This window comes from Sphingomonas sp., assembly GCF_035998645.1.
Classification (GTDB): Bacteria; Pseudomonadota; Alphaproteobacteria; order Sphingomonadales; family Sphingomonadaceae; genus Sphingomonas.
In genome coordinates this window covers 1121036-1142606 of the sequence record NZ_DASYHL010000003.1, presented here as the reverse complement: position 1 = coordinate 1142606, position 21571 = coordinate 1121036, and the positions used below count along the sequence as shown (strand labels likewise).

Here is a 21571-nt window from a genome sequence, read left to right as displayed (position 1 = left end):
AGAACCGACAACGGCTTGATGTTCATTCAATCGACCAACGAAGTGAGCAGTGCGGATTGAACGAAAGGGAACCGATGATCGTTATTGGCCCCTCAAAACAAATTGGGACATATTATACAATTTTATTTATCCGACTTCGTATCTCGATATAGACCGGCATCATGCTACCGCTGGCCGTTTCAACCAATTTTCGTTCCATGCTTTTACAAAATTTGCCCAACTCCTCCTGATGGAAATAGGCAGCTACTCCGGCGATCTGGTGCAACAGGCTCGCGATTTCTGCGTTGCCCCTCTTTGTCATCTTCTCACCATGCAAAGCGCGGTCGATCATGTCGCTTGCGGCTGCCACCCGCTCTTCGAACATCGCACGGAGTCGGGGGTCACCTTTCTCTTCGAAGCCCTCGGGCGGGACTTCATTCTCCTCCGGGCGCTCGTCGGACAATTCGATGATAGCCGAACAAAGTTCCTTGAACCGCAACGGTTTCGCCAGGTGGGCTTGCATTCCGGCTGCTAAACAACGCTGGATATCGTCCGCGTAGGCGTTCGCAGTGACTGCGAGGATCGGAAGGGTGTCACCGTCGATTCCCGCTTCCCGGATGGTCCGCGTAGCCTGCAGCCCATCCATGTTCGGCATCTGCATATCCATCAGAATCAGGTCGAACGGGCGATCGGTGTCCTTCGCGGCGAGCACCGCAGCGACGGCTTCAACTCCGTCGCGCGCCAGCTCGCAGGCGTGCCCAGCCTTGTCGACCATTGCCATGGTCAGTTCTTGATTAATCGGATTGTCCTCAGCCACAAGGATCCGCAATCTTGCTCCGCCCCCGCAATTTCCCGCAATTTCGGGTGCCTTTTCCGGGAACGTTGGATCGACCGCCTTTTTCAGCGGCAACGAGACGGTGAAAGCGGACCCCTCACCCAACTCGCTTTCGACCCGCAGATCGCCGCCCATCAGCTCCGCCAGTTCGCTACTGATCGGCAAGCCCAGCCCGGTCCCTCCATAACGCCTCGCCGTGGTGTCATCGGCCTGGGTGAACTTTTCAAAAATGGTGCCTAGCCGATCGCCCGGGATTCCAATGCCTGTATCTTTCACCGTGATCTCGAGCTTCGCAGCATCTTCAATACACCCTTGAACAACCGCGGCTGAAAGCTTCACTTCGCCTTTTCCGGTAAATTTCAGAGCATTTCCGAGGAGATTCAAGGTAATTTGCCGAAGCCTCATCGAATCGACCAATATTATGGGCGGAACGCCCGGATCAATTTCAATGTCTAACTTGAGGCCCTTATTATTCGCGACCGGCTCCATCAAACGCTGACAGCTTCGTAATATGTGCCGCAGATCCACAGGTTCGCTAACGATTGCCATTTGCCTGGCTTCGATCTTTGCCAAATCCAGCAAATCATTCAGAAGTCTAAGCATGGCATTGCTCGAGTCGGCGATCATCTGCAGGCGGCGGCGCTGAGCGGGATCGGATTCCTCGGCGAGCGCCAATTCGGTAAAGCCGATAACACCGTTCATCGGCGTGCGAATTTCGTGACTCATGTTAACGAGGAATGTGGACTTCGCCGTATCGGCGGCGCGCGCTTCTTCAATCGATTGTGTAAGCCTTTCCCGCATTATCGTTTCGTTCGTCCGGTCAATGATCACGCCGATAATGGCCTTGGGCAGGCCCTGCTCGTCGACATCCACCTGGCCGCGCACCTCGACGTACCGCGTCTTTCCATCCTTTGTTATCAGGCGAGCATTGAGCGAGTACGGGCTGCGGGTCGCCACAGCGGTTTCGAGCGACTTTTCGACGATCGACCGATCTTCTGGATGGTAGAATGCGATCGCTCGGGCAAGTTCGGGCAAGTCGCCGACGTCCAGTCCATGCAAGCGATACACTTCATCTGACCAAGCGACTTGGCCGGTGGCGATATTTAGGTGCCAATGACCGATATGCGCCGTTGCTTCGGCAAGCTTGAGCATGCGGTTGCGTTCAGCAAGTTCAGCGGTTGCGGCCTTCACTTCGGTCACAATATGACCTTCTCGCCGAAGGAAAATTACGAGAAGGAACGCCAGAAGGACGGTGATGGTCAGCCCACTGATGACAGTAACTACCGGACCACTAGAGCGATGACGATTTGCGAACTTTGGAAGCTCGGTCAACCGAAGCGAAAACGGCTGCCCCCCCAGTTCGATCTTTCGGCGTGCCTCGAATTTTGGATATGCGCTGATTTCCTGACTGGCGTATAAGCTTGTATCAGATCCGTGAGTGTCGCCATGGCGCACTTCAAGGGCGAAATCAGTTCCCTGTTGCGGGATCAAGGAGTTGAACAGTTCTTCCGCCACGATCGGCGCGTACGTCCAACGCTTCGTCGGTCGACCGGCAGCGTCTCGAATTGAGTGGAGTAAAAGAAAGCCTGCCCCCTGTTTTCGATCCTGGACCAGCACGATTGGGCGGGTAAGGACGGGAACCGGACGCCGCGTAGACAGCGCGATCGCCGCCCGACGCTCCTTTTCAAAGGCGAGATTGAGGCCTAGCGCGGCGTGATTCGTGGCTAGGGGTTCCACCCGGTTAATGATGAAATGGTCGGCGCGGTTCACTTGAGGATGTATCGCAAAGAGTTCCCCAACCTCGCTGGCGAACTCTTTGCGAAACGCAGGAAAATCCGGATCCCGAACTCGCTCGAACATCCCGATCCCGCGCATGCCGGGGTATGCGCGCGCGAGATCCATGCGATCGACATAGCCACGCCACTCCGCAGAGGAGATGTCGCCATCGACCGCGGCAAATGCGGCAGCCCCCTCCAGGGCCCGCTCATAAGTCTGGAGGCGATGCCGTAAGGCGTCCTCCGTGCTATCTGCTATTGTTTCAAAGCTGGTTTTCGCCTGTGTGTATTCGCGCTCGGAAACAAACTGCCAAGCATAGAGTGTGAGCATCAGTGTGCTGAGCAAGCTCATGGCGACAAGGGCGCTGAGGCCAGTGAGGGGCCGCCCCCGCCACGTTACGACGATGGGGGACCAGCTGGTCAGGAGCAGAATCGGCATGATGAGGCTGACGCCAAGAAGATCGCCGTAATACCATGTGAGCCAGTTTTCCCGGACCTGCTCGACGGTGAGCACCTCGGCCGCGAAAAGGGTCGCCACGCCGATTGTCGGAGCGATCAGGCAGGGCAATAGGACGACCAATAGTAGCGCTCGAGAAACGCGCGGCGCGTTCGTCAGTTCGATGCCTTCGCTGAAGGCCTTGGTCATGCGCAAGGCGAAAACTGCCTGCATACTGGCACCGATCCCGATGCCAGCTGCGACGAGGTAAACGTGCCAAGCCTGGTCGAAACCGGCAACGCTGTCGTAACTTGACGCAACATTGAATGCGAACGAACCGAGCCAGATGCCCGGCCAAAGCCTGCCGCCGAAAGCGATCAAAGCGCAAAGCGCCACACCAGATGCAGGCCAGATGATCGTCGCATACCCAGGCGGAACAGCAAGCGAGCGGCCAATATAGCCAGCGCCGAAGTAGCACACAGCCAGAACAAGCCCGGCGCACAAAATCCGGATGAGAGATGATGTCTGATTATGTGGCGCGCGGCTATTTTCGCGCGAATTCCCGATCATTTCGGCACGCACATCAGCTTAATGCGACCGAAGCGCGATGAGCCGATCCTCTGCCTCGCGTCTCGTTTGGATTGCGACCGCCGCGAGGGTTCGGAACGACGGTATCGCGTCCCGCTCGTTCGAGAGTTGCTGCTCCAGCACTAATGCCGAGCCTGCCAGGTCGAATGCGCCGACAGCTTCCGCGGCGCCTTTGAGTGAATGAGCTTCTTTCCGCGCGGATAAAACCGCGCCGCAATAGACCAAATTGCCGATTTTGAGCGGCGCTTCAGACAGTTCGGCAATGAGCATCGATAGCAACAACGTCATGCCATCGTTGCCGACGGTCGAAAGAACTTCTTGAAAACGGTTCTCATCAAACACTGGAGTTCCTACGCACGCTTGGCCTTGCCCACGACGCATAGTTACCCGGTCAGACGAACCTCACCTATCCTCAATTGGGGTCAGAAGGATCAGGCGCTCCAGATAGGGACATCAAGATGGCCTGAGTCCTATTTGATGCTCCAAGCTTTCGCAAAATGGCCTTGATATGCTGTTTCACCGTCGCTTCCGAGAGACCTACAGCAAACGCAATCTGCTTGTTCTGGTGCCCGCTGCTCATCGCCTCCAGGATTTTGCGTTCGGCGTTGGTGAGGGTCGCCACCCGTTCGTCGATTGACTCCAAGAGCAAGATATCGCTGCCCCCATTTTGGCTCGTGTCGGCAATCGCCCTGTGAATCGCGCGCGCCAACGTGCTCATCGGGGCCGATTTGGCAATCGGACCGAATACGTTCCGCGTCTCCAGCTTGTCCGTTTCGTCAGCCCCCGCCGCCGTGATCACGATGACCTTGGCTAACGGGAATGCTTTTGTCACCGCCGTCACTGTCGCCACTCCAGAACTGTCCGGTAGCAACAAATCGAGCAGAATCACGTCCGGGTGATCAGCCAGGCCGAGCGCCTCGCGCAAACATCCTGCTATAGTAATATGTGCATCAGGATAGGAGGCGCGTACGATCAATTCCGCTGCAGTACGGCATATGGGATGATCGTCAACAATCAGGAAACGTAGATTCACTTTGGCAAAGCCTGCTAAATTTTAACCCGACATGCCGGCTTGACGGTGCGGTCAAAAAATCCACCACCAATCGCGACCCAATTCAAGAATTCCTACTTCACTTGCAGCCCGCCGTCACCACACGATGAGCACGGCTTGCTCATGCTCGGCGCGCTTCGGCGCAAAACTCCTTGGAGGCCCTTGCTGACCGAGCCCATTCTGATAGTGCGGCCATGGAGCAGGTTGTTAGCCTATTGGATCCACGAGTTGCGTATCGGGAGCGATCAACCATGGCAACGATCCTGGTCGCGGATGACGACAAAATTCTGGTGGGACTGGTGCGCGCTCGCTTGAGCGGGGCCGGGCACGAGGTCCTGGTCGCCCATGATGGGGAGTCAGCGCTGGAGATCGCCAATACAGCGCTTCCGGCCGCCGTGATTCTTGATGCAATGATGCCAATTGTGGGTGGCGCGGAGGTGCTGCGCCGCTTGCGCGAGGAGCCCCGCTTTGCACGCCTCCCCATCATGATGTTGACGGCTCGCACAAGCGAAGAAGATGTCGTCGCCTTCTTGAAAGCTGGCGCGACTGAATATCTGGCGAAACCGTTCATGCCGCAGGAGCTTTTGCTCAGACTGGAAATGATGTTGCGAAACGCCCGCCGTGACTAGAACGCCCCTCTGGGCCGCAGGCGGCATCGTGATCGCGCTGGCCAGCGCCGCGCCCGCATGGGCAAGCTGCGACCCGGAGACCGATCCCACGGCGCTGCAACTGCAAGCGCGCGAATTGGCGGCCAGGCAGGATTATGATGCAGCGCTCGCAGCGCTCGATTGCGCGCTCGCGCGCGCGCCGGAAGATCTCGACATACGGCTCGCGCGCGCCCGCATTTTGTTTTGGCGCGGTGAGATATCCCGGGCGCGCCAGGAGGTCGATGAGGTCCGAAGGAGGCGCGCGGCGTATCCCGGCCTCGCAGAGCTCACCTCGGCAATCGACGGCGCCCGCGAAAAGCGGTCCGCAATTTTCCTGGCGACGAGCATTTCCGATCTCGACCTCCGGGGAACGCATCGGCGTTGGACGGCGGTCTCGCTAGGCGGATATCGACAGATTTCGCGCAGCAGCACGGCATCCTTCACGCTCGATCACGAGGATCGGGTCGTTGCGGCAGATACGCGCGCAGCGATCAGAATCGACCGACGGTGGACCGGCGCCTCCGCCTATGTGGCAGTCAGCGCGACGCCATCTGCCACGTTTCGGGAGCGGTGGGGCTTGGGAGGCGGGGTTGAACTTCAAACCGGGGCACTCGCGCTGATCGTCGACTATCGCTACGCCGCCTATGTCGGCGCCGGAAGTCATTCCATCAGCCCATCGGCCAGAATGACGTTTTCAAAGCGCGTATCCGGGACGATCAAGGCCACCTTCGTTTCCACTGAAGCGCTGCCGATCCAAGCCGGACTGTCGGGCCGTGTAGACGCCGACTTGGGGAGGCGATGGACGCTTTCGGCGGGTGCCGCCTCGGCACCGGAGACAGAAGCGGGGATCACCCGTCAGGTGAGGGGCGGATTCCTGGGGATGTCTGTACCGATAAGCCGTCGCGCTGACCTTCGTCTGACGGTTGACCATGAGCGGCGGGACGGGACGTACACGCGCACGGGGCTTGCGCTTGGCGTGGCGTGGCGTTTTGGTCCTGACTAGTGGCTTACCTTCTGTTCCTTTTGTCGCTCGGCGGAGCGATCGCGATGATCGCCATCATGACCTACCTTGTCGTTCGCCGCCGGATTGCGGAACGAAAATTGGTGACGCGTCTCGCACGAGAGAACGCGATGGTCGAAGCGTTGGCGGCAGGAACATTTCCCGAGGCTGACGCTCGGGAGCATCAATTGCGAAATCGCTTGGCACTGAGCGTAGCGGCGCGGATGATCGAGATGCTGCGAGGTTCTGACCGCGACCGCCTGATATCGCTGATCGAAGTCGAAGGCGTTCTTCAGCCTGCCTTTGCAATGTTGGCCTCACGGAGGCCAGAGCATCGCATCGAAGGGATCCGCGCGATAGAGTCGTTTGACGCTCCATCGGTCCGTGCCCAGCTTGTCCAGGTTTTGGCGAATGATAGCAATCTGAACGTGCGGCTTTCGGCCGGACTTGCGCTTGCTCGGCTCCGGGCCCTTCCGGGCGTTCTCGATACGATCTCACTCCTCCGCCTGCAGTCCCGTATGGTCACGCCGAGCGATGCTGCAATGTTGCGAATGCTGGCGGAAACCGATGGCGAGGCGCTGGTGCATGCCGTTGACGCTGTCGAAGGCGAAGCCCTGCGAGCCGCGCTAATCGAAGCGAGCGGAGCGACCGTCTCAATTGACATGTCCGCCGAGATTGCGCGCTGGGCCGATGAGCGATCAGCGGTGATCCGCCGCGCCGTTGCCAATTGCCTCGGACGATATCGCTATGGCGACGACCAGGCCCGCCTGGCCAACATGGCGCGGGACCCTGACTGGAAGGTCCGGCTCAACGCCGTTCACGCGATGGCCAAGAAGGGTTTTCGCCCCGTCCCCACAGATCTCGGCGCACTGTTTGACGACGCCAATCCGCTGATCGGCGCTTGCGCACAGAGATACTGGCTATGAACCGCGACAGCGCCCGAGAGACTAAGACATGACTTGGGCACTCGCCGGCACCTATTTGATCCTGACCTTTGCCTGGTTAAGCTTCGGCATAATCCTAATCCGTAACGCGGTGTCACTCGTTCAGCTCGTGACCGCGGCTTACGTGTTTCGTGCCCGCCTGCGCCCGACTCGAGCGGCTCAGACGCTATGGTCGCGCCAGTCCGATTGCGTACCGCCGCTGACAATTATCGCGCCGGCCTATAATGAAGAATTGTCGATTGTGCAGAGCGTCCGGTCGCTGCTGGCACTCGAATACCCCGAGCATGAAGTCATTGTCGTCAACGATGGGTCGAGCGACGACACGCTGCGAACTCTGGTTTCCGCATTTGAGCTGGACCGTGTCGAGCGACGCCAGGTCGCGGTGCTTCAGCGTACCGAGATCAGGGGTGTCTATGTTTCCCGGACATTTCCGAACCTGACCGTAATCGACAAGGAGAACGGTCGGAAGGCGGACGCCGCAAATGCGGGGATCGGATTCGCACTTACCCCGCTCGTCTGCGTCATCGATGCGGATTCGATTATCGAAAGTGATGGCCTGTTGCGGGCAACGGAGCCGTTCATGAACGATGATGGATCCCTGGTTGCCGTCGGCGGAGCGATCCGTATCGTGAATGGCTGCACGGTCCGCGGCGGCTCGCTGCAGCGGATCGAGATCTCAAAAAACTGGATCGCGCGCTTTCAGATTGTCGAATATCTGCGCGCGTTCCTGACCGCCCGAGTGGCTAATGCGCGACTCGGGGTGCTGCTCCTGATCTCTGGCGCCTTCGGCGTGTTCGATCGCGAGACGGTGCTGGCCGTGGGCGGATATCGTCACGATACGGTGGGCGAGGATCTTGAACTCGTGGTCCGTATCCACCGACACATGCGCGAACAGGGACGAAACTACCGGGTCGACTTTATTCCGGAGATCGTCTGCTGGACGGAAGCGCCGACTACCCTAGGGGGGCTGCGAAACCAGCGCGCGCGGTGGCAGCAAGGCGCGCTGGAGACACTCGGAACCCATCGGCGAATGCTGTTCAATCCGCGTTTTGGCCGGATTGGATGGTTTGCCATGCCGCATCTCGTGCTGGAGGACGTGATCGGGCCGCCGGCTGAACTGCTTGGCTATCTGGTCATTCCAGTGGCATGGGCCCTTGGAGTGCTCTCGGTGGACCTGGCGCTCGCATACCTGGCGCTCACATTCCTATTCGGCACAGCACTCAGCCTCGGCACACTCGCGCTTGAGGAAACGCAGTTGCGGCGCACGCCCACAGCGCGCCAGCTTGCAGCCTTGATGGCCGCCGCGATTTTCGAGAATTTCGGATTCAGGCAGGCCGTGCTTGTGTTTCGACTGGTCGGGATCAAGCGGCATCTGCGGCGCGAACGCGGGTGGTCCGCGGTGCCGCGCATTGGGTTTGGCAACTGATCTCGACCTAGCCTGATGCCGGGCCGGGTGCAGTCAACCAACCCCGTCCAGCAATTTCCGCGCCTCCATCGCAACCTCAACCTTCTCAGCAGGCGTCGTGCTCTTCCTGAGGCGACCTTCGAGCAGCGCGGCACGCGCGCCGAGTTCTCCCTCCCCAAAAGCCGCCGCTACGCCTGAGAGCTGATGTAGGTACGATTCGATCGCCTCAGCGTGGTCCGAGATGCTGTCCACGTCGACACGGTTGACAAGTTCGGCAAGCGCCTGCTTTCGCTGAAGATAGAGCATCCGCAAGCTATTTCCGTCCGGCACAACGCTATCAACGGCAACCGCGTCCGCCCGGGCCCTGTCACAATTCGCGTAGCGGTCGACCGCTCGTCGCAAATCTTTGAGCAGCAGTGGTTTTGGCAAATGCGCCTGCATCCCGGCGGCGATGCACTCGGCGACATCTTCCGGGAACGCGTTGGCCGTCAGCGCTACGATCGGCAGAAGCGCCGATGTGTATCCCATCTCTCTCAGCGCGCGGGCCGCAGCCAGACCGTCCATGTTCGGCATCTGAACGTCCATTAGCAGCAATGAATAAGGCGAGCCTTCCGCTTCCGCGGTTTCCACCGCCGCAATAGCCAAAGCGCCATCCGCGACAATGTGTCCGCGAAAGCCCCCCTTTTTCAAAACGATCTCGACCAGCTTTTGATTGATCAAATTGTCTTCGGCGACAAGGATGCGGCATTGGGATGCCGGCGCTAACTCGGCCTTTTCCTCGCCAATCGACGGCTTCGGTTCCGGCCGATCGGCGGCAACCAGCGGGAGTGTTATTGTGAAGGTGGAACCGCTACCCAGTGTGCTCGCAACGGTGATCTCGCCGCCCATCAGTTCGACAAGCTGACGCGTGATTGCGAGACCGAGGCCAGTGCCGCCATACTTGCGGGCAATCGAACTGTCAGCTTGCGTAAATTGCTGAAAAATGGCGAGGTGCTGGTCTTCCGCGATCCCTTGGCCCGTATCGGTGACAGCGATGCGATACGACCTCCCCTGATCGACCTGAGAGACGGCTATGAGCACAGACCCATCGCTGGTAAACTTGAGTGCGTTACCCACGAGATTAAGGACGATTTGGCGAATGCGGAGCGGGTCGCCCATGATCCACCTTGGGAAGGTCTCTTCGACGTGCAGGCTGAGGTCGAGGCCCTTTGCCTTCGCGGTTGGCTCCATCAGTCTGACAACCCCACGGATCTTGTGGGCGAGGTCCATCTCCTCGATCGATAGCCTCATCTGACCTGCCTCGATTTTCGAGATGTCCAGAATATCGTTAAGCAGGCGCATCATTCCCTGCCCCGATTCTGCGATCATCGCGACATAGCCGCGCTGCGCATCATCAAGGTCGGTTTCGTTGAGGAGATCTGTAAAGCCGATCACGCCGTTCATCGGCGTCCGGATTTCGTGACTCATATTAGCGAGGAACGAGGCCTTCGCTTGCGCAGCATCCTCGGCCCTTCGCTTGGCGTCCCGCAGTTCCTCTTCAAGCGCCTTCGCCTTCGACACGTTGCGGATTGACGCGATGATCTCAATAACATCTCCGGTCTGCGGGTCGCGGACAGGCGCGCAATTCGCTTCCATCCATCGGTAACGCGTGGGATCGGACGGCGCGGCAGAGCGGAAGGCGATCAGGGTTCGCTCAAGCGAACCATCGGCGAGCGCATCGAAATCCGCCTTGACGCGCATCTCGTCGTCGGGATGGAATCCAGTGATCAGATTTGCCCCCACCATTGCAAGAGCCGGAATTTCGAAGATTGCCGTCGAAGATGGCGAGGCGTATATGCACCGCCCGTCGGGAGCGAGGCGCACGACGGCATCTTGAACATTGTTCGTGATCACCGAGAGCTGTTGATCGCGCTCGGCAAGGCGGAACATCGCTTCGCGACGCGCAGTGACATCCACGTTCACGCCAATGAAGCCGATCACCTCCCCTTGTGGGTCAACCTCGGGGCGACCGATCGTGTCGACCCATATGACCGTTCCGTCCTTGTGCACCCAGCGAAATTCTTCCCTGAAAGGCGCATGGTCATTGACGGCGTCGGACCATTTTTGGGCGATCCGCGCTCGATCGTCACGGTGCAACGCGGCGACCCAACCGTCCCCCTGCCACTCGTCCTCCCGAAGCCCTGAGAGACGAAGCCACGCCGCATTTACATAGGTGCAGGCACCCGCAGCGTCTGTTCTGAAGATGCCTGCGGGAGCCAGGTTGGCGAGTGCCTGGAAACGTCGTTCGCTTTCCTGAAGCTTGGCAAGGGCAACCGTCTGGCGGGTGATATCAACCGCTGCGCCAAAGTAGCCGATGGTTTGCCCGGCTTCGTCAGTTTCTGCGGAAAGGTAGGTCTCCATCCAGAGATCTGAGCCGGAGAGCGATCGAAAGCGTATCGTGCGCTGGCGGACCTCGTCGGCGGACAGACCACGGAAAAACACGTCGTGATCGTCAGGGCCGTAATCCTGTGTGGTCTGCAGCCACTTAGTGCCAACCATTTCTTCGGAGGTCATCCCGACCTTCGCGGCCCATGCCGGATTGATATAGGACAGCACCCCCTGCACATCCACCCGGAATATGCCAACGGGCGCGGATTCCGCCAGTACGCGAAAACGCGCCTCACTCTCGCGCAGTTGCCTGGCTTGGGCTTCCTGTACAGTGACTTCCGATATAGTTCCGACCGTTCCGTCGAAATTACCCTCTTGATCAACAAGTCGTCGGACGTTGACCTCGATCGTGCGGAGAGCGCCTGCACGGTCGACAAAGCGTTGCTTCAAAACTGTGTCGACGATTTCCCCGCTGGCAACCTTGGGGTAAATCTTGTGCGCCTCTGCCAGATCGTCGGGGTGCAGCAACCGGGTGGTTGACCAGCCGAGGCTTTCGTCGACACTGTAACCTGTGGTGCCTTCCCACGCTGCGTTAAGCGAAGTCCACCGCCCGTGACGATCCGTTCGGAAGACGACCTCGCGCACATTGTCCAGAATTTCCTGCTTCTCGTCCCGGCTTCTCGCCAGCTCTGCGCGGACTCGAGCTCGCTCCAACAGAGTTGCGGCAATGGGCATGCCCATCGCGAAATTCGTCGCGAGGAAAAGCTGGAGGGCAACCGCCTGCTGATCCATTGCCCCACGCACCAGAACGATGGGCCCTGAACCGAGCGCGGTCGCAATTATGGCGACGGCCGTTATAACGAGTACCGCCACAGCCGTGCCGACCAACCCGGTCCTGAACGCAGCATACAGGACAAGCGGTGAAGCTAGAAAGAGAAGCGGCAGATTGCTTTGACGGAAGATTAGAATGGATCCGACAGTGACCAATGCGATCATCAGGACCCAGTCATGGAATTCGCTGGGTGTCAGCTTTCTGCGCGCGTGCCACGTATCATAGGCGATCAGAAAAGTCGGGAGACCGATAATCAGACTCAAGGAATCTGCCAGCAACCATCGCTGCCAAACTGCCACTGCGCTGGACACGCCGCCATCGGCGAACAGGAAAGCGGCAACCAGCCCCGAGAAGGCCGATGCCGCAACCGAAGCGATGATGATCCAGACATGACTTGAAACCCGGGTGAGATCGAGATGATCGCCGCAAGCACGCCGCAGAACCATTGCAATGGCCGCGACTTCGGCCGCGTTAGCAATCGCCAGTCCGACCGCTATCTGCGTCGGATCCCCCACATAGAGATTGACGGCGATGTTGGCTGCGAAGCACGCACTTATGCAGTAAGGGGCGACTGCACGTGGGTGACGCAGCAGCCACGCTGCAGCGAGCGCATTGGGCAGCCAAAGCAGGGCGATCCGGCTCGTCTGACGGCTCAGCATGATGCCCCCATAGGCCAATAGGCCGAAAGCGAAGGCCACGACCAGAATCTGGAACACTTCGCGGCGGCTCGGAAGGGTCATCAGAGGAGAACTCGCATATGGTTTCCTAACTGGGGCATTCACCATCATAGACGTTCAAATGAGCGCGGAGTCGTCAATTCGCGAGGAAGTTTCAGTTCACCTTGACGTGCTCCCCAAAGCTCCTCCACTCATAAGTAGAGTCCGGGGTTGCCAGGATGCCCTGACGGGTGGGGTTGCGCAACGCGCCTGGCAGCATCGGCGGGCGTCAGCCCGCCTATCCCGCTATGCGGCCGCACGTGGTTGTAGTCGTCGCGCCATGTCCTCAGCACCGACCGCGCATGGCTGAGGGATGCGAACAGCGTCTCGTTCAGGCATTCGTCGCGCAAGCGACCATTAAAGCTCTCGACGTAGCCGTTCTGCTGCGGTTTGCCCGGCGCGATATAATGCCACTCGATCCGCCGGTCCTGTGCCCAGCGCAAGATCGCCAGGCTGGTCAACTCGGTCCCGTTGTCGCTCACGATCATCAGCGGCTTGCCGCGCACCGCGATGATCGCATCGAGCTCACGCGCCACCCGCGCACCGGATAGCGATGTGTCGACCACCAGCGCGAGGTTCTCGCGCGTGAAGTCATCGACAACGGCAAGGATGCGGATACGCCGGCTGCACACCAGCGTATCGCTCACAAAGTCCAGGCTCCAGCGCTGGTTTGGTCCTTGCGGCAGCGTCATCGGTGCCCGCGTTCCCATCGCTCGCTTGCGGCCCCGCCGACGCCGCACACGTAGGTTCTCCTCGCGATATAGCCGCAGCAGCTTCTTGTGGTTCATCACGATGCCCTCGCGGGCCAGCATGATCCCCAGACGCCGATAACCGAACCGGCGACGTTCCAGCGCGATCTCGCGAAGACGCGACCGAAGGTCGCCATCATCACCACGCCGATGCGCATAGCGCATCGACGATCGATCCACGCCAAGGATGGCACAGGCCCGACGCTCGCTGATGTCGAAGAGCTGCCGAACATCCTCGACAGCCCTCCGACGAGCGGCAGGCCTCACCAGTTTTTTGAGGCAACCTCCTTCAGCACCGCATTGTCGAGCATGGCATCGGCCAACAGGCGCTTCAGTCGCGCGTTCTCGTCTTCAAGCACCTTCAGCTTGCGCGCCTGCGACACGTCCATGCCGCCATAGGTCGCCTTCCACTTGTAGAACGTCGCACTGCTCACGCCGTGCTAGCGGCACACGTCCGCCGTCTTCGATCCAGCCTCCTGCTCCCGCAGAATCCCAATAATCTGCTCCTCGGTGAACCTGCTGCGCTTCATCGTCGTCCTCCTTCATGAAGGACTCTAGCTCAGACTGGCGGAGTTTCAGGGGAGCACGTCAATGGTGCCCAAGCGCGGCTGCAGCCCCCGGTTGGATTTCAAGCGCGGTGACATTGTCGATCCGCGGCGCCGCCAGTTCCTTTTTGCTCTTCTGCTCCGCTACCCACCAATCCGCGACCGCCAGATCGCTCAGATTGAGGACCACGGTTTGCGCGCCCTGTCGCACGGGGAATTGGATCTGGTTCGGCTTGTTCGCTCCAGGTTCGCTGGCGGCAAGTGGATTGTTGATCAGAGCAATCTGCATCTTGTCGCCAGGGCCGGTGTATCGAAACTTGATCGTCACCTGCTGGAAATCGGAAAAATCGATCCCCGTGCGCTGCGCGGACTGGTCGAACAGAATTCCGTAGCCGCAGAAGGGATAGGCATAGCCGGGCCGAAGATCGCACGACCATTTTAGTGCACGCACCGGGTCGATTGTGGCAGTGGAGCGTCCGCCGCTTGTCTGATCGCCATAGGAATATGGCGCGTATAGTGAGCGATTATAAGGGGTTATTACCAATTCGTTGGCTGTGAAGAGCGCCTGGAACTGGATCGCGGCGAAGGTGAATAGCAGAAGCGCGAGAACCACAGCCTCGAACCTGAGGCGGGACAGAAGTCCCCGGATCGTGCCGGGAAGCACATCGCTGTCGTCTGCGCGCGCCCGTGACTCGCTCGGAACGCTCGCCATGCGCAGTTCTCCGCCTCCTTCAGCCATTCCAGCTCGCTCCCCAATCCATGATCGGTAGGCAGCAGCCATTAAGGCCAGCTAAAGCCGCACTGCGGGATTCCCCTTATGCCCTAGTATAAGCCCGCCCCATTGTCGGAAGCCGGCGCGCATGGTCAATGTCGCGCACGTTCGGAATTTCGATGGCTAATTCAGCCCAACCTTGGTCACAGATCTATGCCGACCGAGACTGCGAAGCGCTGGCGACCGGTTACGCTGCGAGCTCGAAAAGTCTTCGGTGCCATGCGAGCTGACTTCTGAACGCATCAGCCGCTCAAAAAATCAGCCCATTCGTTCATCAGCACGCGACGGCGATCGAAGAAGTCAGTCCGGCGATATGCAGCTTCGACTGCGTTGGGGATGCGATGCGCGAGTGCCTTGTCGGCAACCTCCTTGGGCACGTTCGTGCACTCTGCCACCCAATCGGTGAAGGTGCTGCGGAATCCGTGCACCGTCGCATCGGTGATCTTCATATCCCGCAACACCTTGAGCATGGTCATGTCACTGATCGGCTTGCAGCGCGAGACGCTGAACAGGAGGCTGTCCGGGTGAACTGTTCCATGAAGCTCAAGGTGACGTTGATGGATCGATCGCAGCAGCTTCACGGCGGCGGGAGCCAGCGGAACCACGTGCGCCTCCTTCATCTTCATCCGGGCGGCAGGGATCGACCAGACCGCCTTATCGAGGTCGAACTCGCCCCAGGTCGCCTTCCGCGTCTCGTTCGAGCGGACAGCAGTCAGAACCGTGAGGCGGAGCGCGTCGCGCCCCAAGGTCGAGGGAAACGCCGTTAGCGCCTTCATGAAGGCGGGCGCGTCTTCGTGCGGCATTGCGGCTCGGTGTGTCACCCGGTGGTTCTGGCGCGGCAGACCTCGCGTCACCGATCGAAGCGAAACTTCCTCCGGCACCAGCCCCTTGATGTGCGCGAAGTCGAGAACCGTGCCGATACGCTGCAACACGCGTTTCGCGGTGTCAGGGATCTTGAGCCAGATCGGCTCCAACACGGACAGAACCGCCGCGCTATCGACGGCGGTAACTGCCTTGCTGCCGATGTGGGGAAACACATGCCGCTCGAAGCTGGAGATCCACGACGCATGTCGCTGATCCTTCCAGCCGCCCTTCATCGCCTCGTAGCAGTCACGGGTAACCTCCTCGAATGTCGAGACCGACTTGCGTCCCCTCCCCTTCCTCGCGCTCAGATCGACACCAGCTCGGACCGCCTTTCGCAGGTCGGCAGCGAGTAACCGCGCTTCTGCCAATGAAACCTCGTGCGCGGGTCCCAATCCGAAGTCACGCCGCTCACCCTCATGCTGAATTCTGAGCACCCAGGATCGCGTTCCGCTGTCGCGAACAAGGAGATGAAGCCCATGCACATCGACATGCCTGCCCGGCCCGGCATTCCTGACTTTGAGAGCGGTCAACGCCATAGGAAACCTCGTCCTGAAGTCCCACATCACGTCCCACGTTTTGACCCAGATTTTGCGAGAAACTGTGGGACCGAGTGGCCCGACGAATTTCAAATAGATTTCGCTAAATCAATAGGTTGAGACGCTTTGAGTGTTACTGGAATTTCAGAACGATGCCCGTAGGGGTCACCAGGCCGCCTTCCCAAGGCATCCCAAAACGTGCCGTAAACGGCTGTTTTCTGCGGTATAATCATCATAGCCGGATCAGTGGGAAACCACAGCGCAGCAATATGATGGGGCAGCACAGATCGGCATCGGCGGAGATACCATCATGGCGTCCTCGGTTGTCGCGATCAAAGCGGCCAACTTACAAGCGGGCTCTATCTCCTGGCGCCTCCAAGCGGTTGGCAATGGCGAATCGACTATCGATATCTCGGCGGCGAATTAGCCAAGGACGAGCGCGCCCGACGACACAGGGCTCCACGACATGAACGTGGTTTTCCTGTCCTTGCCCCCATAAGGACCCTAACGGCAGCAACCGAACCGCCAAACGGACGGCCGACCATCAAGGCCGCGCCAGACGCGTCCATTTATGCGCGCCGGCGCTGTTCTCGATCATCGCCTCGACAAATGCCATGGTGCGGAGGCCGTCCGTAACTCCGGGAAACCAATCCGCCGCGCCGCGACCAGGCGCGGCAGGCGCTCCGGTGCGGACCGCCCGCCCGAAACTGCGGTAGAGATTGGCGAACGCCTCGATATAGCCCTCGGGGTGTCCGGCGGGTGTCCGCAGCATTGCCACGGTCGACGGGGCAAGGCCAGGTCCGCCCGCCCGGACGATTTCTGCGGGACGGTCGAGCCAGCGCAGGGTGAGCGTGTTGGGCTCCATCTGCGACCAGTCCAGCCCGCCCTTTTCGCCATGGATGCGCAGGCGCAGGCCGTTTTCGTCGCCCGCCGCGATCTGGCTGGCCTTGAGCACGCCGCGCGCGCCGCCTTCGAGGCGCAGGAGCGCCGCGACGTCATCGTCGAGGCGGCGACCCGGGACATGCGTGGTCAGATCGGCGCTGAGTTGTTCGACCGCGAGCCCCGAGACATGCTCGGCGAGATGGAAGGCGTGGGTGCCGATGTCGCCGAGGCACCCGCCAAGGCCTGCGCGGGCGGGATCGGTGCGCCACTCCGCCTGCTTGTTGCCTTCGCGGTCCAGCGGCGCGCTCAGCCAGCCTTGCGAATATTCGACCTGCACCAGCCGGATCGCGCCGAAATCGCCCCGCGCCACGCGAACCCGCGCTTCTTCGACAAGCGGATAGCCGCTATAGGTGAAGGTCAGCCCATAAAGCCTGCCGCTACGCTCCACCGCCGCCGCGATCGCGCGCGATTCGGCGAGGTCCAGTGCCATCGGCTTGTCGGAGATCACATGGAAGCCGCCGTCGAGCGCGGCGATCGCTGCCGGGGCGTGGAGATGGTTGGGCGTGACGATCGACACCAGCTGCATCCGCTCGCCCTCCGGCAGCGCAGTTTCGCCCGCGAGCATGGCTTCAAGCGTGGGATAGGTGCGTGCCGGATCGAGGCCCAGCGCCACGCCGCTGCGCTGCCCGCGCGTCGCATCGCTGCTCAGTGCGCCGCACACCAGCGCATAGTCGCCGTCGAGCGCCGCCGCCATGCGATGCACCCCGCCGATGAACGCGCCCTCGCCGCCGCCGACCATGCCGTAGCGTATCCGCTGGTGCGCGCGCATCTCCATTGCCCCTCTCCCAATCTGTAAATCCGCGCGGTCCCGACAGGCAGGGTTGCGCTACCCGCCGGCATCCGCTTAGATGCTGTCAACGATGTCAACCTGAAGGTTGGCACAATCGGAGGGGTTAGTGAAAGCTCTCATCGCACTGCCCTTCGCGGCAGCACTTCTCGGCGTGGTAGCGCTAACGGCGCCAGCGCCCGGCGTTGGGGCAAGCCCCATGCAGAATCAGGGCGCGCAGGCATTTGCCGCATGTCGCGCCTGCCATACGCTCACCCCAGGCGGGAAAAGCGTGATGGGTCCCAATCTCAACAAGCTGTTCGGACGCAAGGCGGGAGCGGCGCCGGGGTTCAACTATAGCCCTGCGCTCAAGGGGTCCGGCATCGTGTGGGACGCGAAGACGCTCGACCAATATCTCGCCGCGCCGACCACCAAAGTGCCGGGCACGCGCATGGTGATGAAAGTGGGTGATCCCGCGCGCCGCGCCGCGCTGATCGCGTATCTCAAGGCCGAAACGAAATAGATCCAGTCTGCGGAGGGGTGTCATGAAGGGTCCGGCGGTTTTCCTCGCACAGTTTATGGGCGATGCTGCGCCGTTCGATACGCTGCCATCCGCGGCGCGCTGGATGGCGGAGGCGGGCTATCTCGGGGTGCAGATCCCGACCTGGGACAGCCGCTGTATCGATCTGGCGCTGGCCGCAGAGAGCCAGGATTATTGCGACGAACTGGCTGGCACCTGTCGCGAGGCGGGTGTGGAGATCACCGAGCTGTCGACGCATCTGCAGGGCCAGCTGGTCGCGGTGCACCCGGCCTATGACGTGGCATTCGATGCGTTTGCGCCCGATGCGCTAAAGGGCAAGCCGTCGCAGCGTCAGGCATGGGCTGTGGTGCAGCTCCACCTCGCTGCAAAGGCAAGTCGGCGGTTGGGCCTGAACGCGCACGCGACCTTCTCCGGCGCGCTCGCCTGGCCCTATCTCTATCCATGGCCGCAGCGGCCGGCAGGGCTGGTCGAGGAAGCGTTCGGCGAGCTTGCGAAGCGCTGGCGGCCGATCCTCGATGCATTCGACGAACAGGGCGTCGATCTCGCCTATGAGATCCATCCGGGCGAAGATCTGCACGATGGCGTGACCTTCGAACGCTTTCTGGCGGGCGTGGACAATCATCCGCGCGCCAACATCCTCTATGACCCCAGCCATTATGTGCTGCAGGCGCTCGATTATCTGAGCTTCATCGACATCTATCACGAGCGGATCCGGATGTTCCACGTCAAGGACGCCGAGCTCAATCCGAACGGGCGCTCGGGGGTTTATGGCGGCTTCCAGGATTGGGTGGACCGTCCCGGCCGCTTCCGCTCGCTGGGCGACGGGCAGGTCGATTTCGGCGGGATTTTCTCAAAGCTCACCCAGTATGGCTATGCCGGTTGGGCGGTGCTCGAATGGGAATGCTGCCTCAAGCACCCCGAGGACGGCGCGCGCGAAGGGGCACCGTTCATCGCTGCGCACATGATCCGCAAGGCCGACAAGGCATTCGACGATTTCGCCGGGGGCAGCGATCCGGGGCTTAACCGGGCGATGTTGGGGCTGACATAACTAAAAAAGGGGGGGAAGCGGCGATGGCCGAGACATTCAACAAGGGCCGGCTGTTCTGGCTGGGCATCCTCGCGCTGTTCACCGCAGCCGCAGGGCTGGCGATCCGGGGCGCCATCGCCAGCGGGCTCAAAAGCGAGTGGATCGATCCGATCGCGCCGTTGCAGGCGGGTGAATTGCTCGCCGCCGCACTGGGCGCTGCTTTTCTGAGCTTCGCGATCACGCTGTTCGTCGCCAGCGCGTTTCTCGACCAGATCGGCATGAAGCGGTGTCTGGTCGCCGCTGGCCTGTGCTTCTTCGCCGGGCCGCTGCTGATCGTCAGTGCGGGCCATCTCGCGACCGGCATGACCATTTACACGATCGTGTGGGTCGGCATGCTGCTGAGCGGGATCGGCTGGGGCCTGACCGAAGCGGCGATCAACCCGCTGACGACGCAGCTATATCCCGATGACGCCACCCACCGGCTCAACGTACTCCACGCCTGGTTTCCCGGTGGCATCATCATCGGCGGTCTGGCCGGGTTCTTCCTGTCGGCAACCCTGCCATGGCAGGGGATCATGGCGCTGGTGATGATTCCGGCGGCCGCGACGATCCTGGTCGCGGCGACCACCCACTTCCCGCCGCCGCTGCGCAGCGAAACCGGCGTGACTTTTGGCCAGATGATCGGCGAGGTGTTTCGCCGCCCGAGCTTCTTCATCTGGTTCGGTGCGATGTTCCTGACCGCCGCGTCCGAACTGGCGCCCGGACAGTGGATCGACGTCGCCCTGTCCAACCGCGTCGGCATGCGCGGCATCCTGCTGCTGGTGTATGTCAACGCGCTGATGTTCGTGTTTCGTCATTTCGCGGGGCGGCTGGCGAACAGGATCTCCAACCCCGGCCTGCTGTGGGTGTCGAGCCTGCTCGCGGGGATCGGGTTGTTCATGCTGTCGCAAGCGCAGTCGCCAGTTACCGCGATCCTCGCCGCCACTGTCTGGGGGCTGGGCGTGTGCGTGATGTGGCCGACGATGCTCGCCTCGGTCGCCGAACGCTATCCGCGCGGCGGGGCGTGGGCGATGGGGCTGGTCGGATCGGCAGGTGCGCTCGCCAGCTTCTTCGTGCTGCCACGGCTCGGGGCGATGTTCGATCAGGCGAAGATCGAGTTCGCGGGCGGGCCGGAGGCGTTCGCTGCGCTGACCGGCGCAGCAAAGCTGGCGGTCGAGGATGCGGCGGCGTCGGTGTCGTTCCAGAAGCTGGCGATCATGCCTGCGGTCCTGCTGGTGGTGTTCGGCTTCATCTGGATGCGCGAGCGGGGCAAGTCGCGCGCAGCGCTGGCGGGTGAGGCGGCGTGAAGATCACGCGGCGTTCCGTTCTGGCGACTGGTGCCGCCGCTGTGGGAGCGGTGGCGATGGCGCCCGGCGCGGCCAGATCGAACGCGCCGCGCTTCTCGCTCGGCTTCGCGCCGCATGAGGGCAGCTTCAAAAGCCGGGGCAGCCGGCTGGAGCAGATCGCCTATGCCGCCGATCAGGGCTTTACCGCGTGGGAGGATAATGAGGCCGCCGGTCGGCCGGTCGAAGAGCAAGTCGCGATGGCCAAGGCGCTACAGCAGCGCGGCATGACGATGGGCGTGTTCGTCGCCTCGATGCCCAAATGGGCGCAATCCCGCCCGGTGCTCGGCGCCAATGACGGTGGCGACCGTGACCTGTTTCTTGCCGATATCCGCGCGTCGATCGACGTCGCCAAGCGCCTCAACGCCAAGTGGATGACGGTGGTCCCCGGCTTTCTCGACCCCAGGGTGCCGATCGATATCCAGACCGGCCGGGTGATCGACACGATGCGGCGCGCCGCCGACATCGTCGCGCCGCACGGGCTGGTGATGGTGATGGAGCCGCTCAACACGATCGTCGATCATCCGGGCGTCTTCCTGCAGACGGTGCCGCAGGGCTATGCCGTTGCGCGCGGCGTCGACAGCCCGGCGGTGAAGATCCTCGCGGACCTGTATCACGAGCAGATTCAGGCCGGCCATCTGATCCGCACGCTGGACAGTTGCTGGAGCGAGATCGCCTATCTCCAGTTCGGCGACAATCCGGGCCGCAAGGAGCCGGGCACCGGCGAGATCAACTATTCCAACATCGTCCGCTGGCTGCGCGCGAAGCAGTTCGCGGGCGTGATCGGCATGGAACACGGCAATTCGATCGAGGGTCGCGCGGGCGAGGAACGCCTGCTCGCAGCCTATCGCGAGACAGACGCGGCATGAAGG

Annotated in this window: 15 protein-coding genes and 1 pseudogene; 8 read left to right on the top strand and 8 right to left on the bottom strand. The window is 61.1% G+C overall.

Annotated elements, in window-relative coordinates:
- Window positions 1-112 precede the first annotated feature (112 nt).
- The 3 genes from VGN66_RS09465 to VGN66_RS09455 form a co-directional block, all read right to left on the bottom strand.
- A complete protein-coding gene (locus tag VGN66_RS09465; RefSeq protein WP_327518546.1) occupies window positions 113-3595 on the bottom strand; it encodes a CHASE domain-containing protein in 3483 nt (1160 codons plus the stop codon).
- Between the two features lie 18 nt (window positions 3596-3613).
- Entirely contained in the window at window positions 3614-3955 is a 342-nt protein-coding gene (locus VGN66_RS09460) for an Hpt domain-containing protein (RefSeq protein ID WP_327518545.1), read from the bottom strand.
- A 70-nt stretch (window positions 3956-4025) separates the two neighbouring features.
- A complete protein-coding gene (locus tag VGN66_RS09455) occupies window positions 4026-4646 on the bottom strand; it encodes a response regulator transcription factor (RefSeq protein WP_327518544.1) in 621 nt (206 codons plus the stop codon).
- 269 nt (window positions 4647-4915) lie between these two features.
- On the opposite strand from VGN66_RS09455, the gene VGN66_RS09450 reads away from it, so the two are divergent.
- From VGN66_RS09450 to VGN66_RS09435, 4 genes are read left to right on the top strand one after another with little or no spacing between them, the layout of a single operon-like run.
- Window positions 4916-5293, top strand: coding sequence for a response regulator (locus VGN66_RS09450; protein ID WP_327518543.1), 378 nt, complete (start codon window positions 4916-4918; stop codon window positions 5291-5293).
- Between the two features lie 28 nt (window positions 5294-5321).
- Window positions 5322-6314: a YaiO family outer membrane beta-barrel protein gene (locus VGN66_RS09445; protein WP_327518542.1), complete on the top strand. Its 993-nt coding sequence runs from the start codon at window positions 5322-5324 to the stop codon at window positions 6312-6314.
- The gene (locus tag VGN66_RS09440) at window positions 6314-7237 is read left to right on the top strand and encodes a hypothetical protein (protein ID WP_327518541.1); all 924 of its coding nucleotides are present in this window, start codon (window positions 6314-6316) and stop codon (window positions 7235-7237) included. The genes VGN66_RS09445 and VGN66_RS09440 overlap by 1 nt, the downstream gene beginning before the upstream one ends.
- Before the next feature lie 28 nt (window positions 7238-7265).
- Window positions 7266-8681 (top strand): glycosyltransferase, encoded by a 1416-nt coding sequence (locus VGN66_RS09435; RefSeq protein ID WP_327518540.1) that lies wholly within the window; start codon window positions 7266-7268, stop codon window positions 8679-8681.
- A 33-nt stretch (window positions 8682-8714) separates the two neighbouring features.
- On the opposite strand, the gene VGN66_RS09430 is transcribed toward VGN66_RS09435, so the two are convergent.
- From VGN66_RS09430 to VGN66_RS09410, 5 genes and pseudogenes are all read right to left on the bottom strand, one after another.
- Window positions 8715-12599: a PAS domain S-box protein gene (locus VGN66_RS09430; RefSeq protein WP_327518539.1), complete on the bottom strand. Its 3885-nt coding sequence runs from the start codon at window positions 12597-12599 to the stop codon at window positions 8715-8717.
- Window positions 12600-12727: 128 nt separating this feature from the next.
- Window positions 12728-13854, bottom strand: a pseudogene (locus VGN66_RS09425) (IS3 family transposase).
- A gap of 58 nt (window positions 13855-13912) precedes the next feature.
- On the bottom strand, window positions 13913-14608 hold the full coding sequence (locus VGN66_RS09420; RefSeq protein ID WP_327518538.1) for a hypothetical protein: 696 nt from the start codon (window positions 14606-14608) through the stop codon (window positions 13913-13915).
- Between the two features lie 275 nt (window positions 14609-14883).
- Window positions 14884-16041 (bottom strand): site-specific integrase, encoded by a 1158-nt coding sequence (locus VGN66_RS09415; protein ID WP_327518537.1) that lies wholly within the window; start codon window positions 16039-16041, stop codon window positions 14884-14886.
- 544 nt (window positions 16042-16585) lie between these two features.
- Window positions 16586-17752: a Gfo/Idh/MocA family oxidoreductase gene (locus VGN66_RS09410; RefSeq protein ID WP_327518591.1), complete on the bottom strand. Its 1167-nt coding sequence runs from the start codon at window positions 17750-17752 to the stop codon at window positions 16586-16588.
- Window positions 17753-17969: 217 nt separating this feature from the next.
- Between VGN66_RS09410 and VGN66_RS09405 the strand changes: the two genes are divergently transcribed.
- Genes VGN66_RS09405 through VGN66_RS09390 form a run of 4 tightly spaced genes read left to right on the top strand, consistent with a single transcriptional unit; the run spans window position 17970 to window position 21568 of the window.
- Window positions 17970-18272 (top strand): c-type cytochrome, encoded by a 303-nt coding sequence (locus VGN66_RS09405; protein WP_327518536.1) that lies wholly within the window; start codon window positions 17970-17972, stop codon window positions 18270-18272.
- Between the two features lie 22 nt (window positions 18273-18294).
- The gene (locus VGN66_RS09400) at window positions 18295-19338 is read left to right on the top strand and encodes a sugar phosphate isomerase/epimerase (RefSeq protein WP_327518535.1); all 1044 of its coding nucleotides are present in this window, start codon (window positions 18295-18297) and stop codon (window positions 19336-19338) included.
- Window positions 19339-19361: 23 nt separating this feature from the next.
- Window positions 19362-20663 carry an MFS transporter gene (locus VGN66_RS09395; protein ID WP_327518534.1) on the top strand — a complete coding sequence of 434 codons (1302 nt, stop codon included), beginning with the start codon at window positions 19362-19364 and terminating at the stop codon, window positions 20661-20663.
- A gap of 56 nt (window positions 20664-20719) precedes the next feature.
- Window positions 20720-21568 carry a hydroxypyruvate isomerase family protein gene (locus VGN66_RS09390; protein ID WP_327518533.1) on the top strand — a complete coding sequence of 283 codons (849 nt, stop codon included), beginning with the start codon at window positions 20720-20722 and terminating at the stop codon, window positions 21566-21568.
- The last annotated feature ends 3 nt before the right edge of the window (window positions 21569-21571 follow it).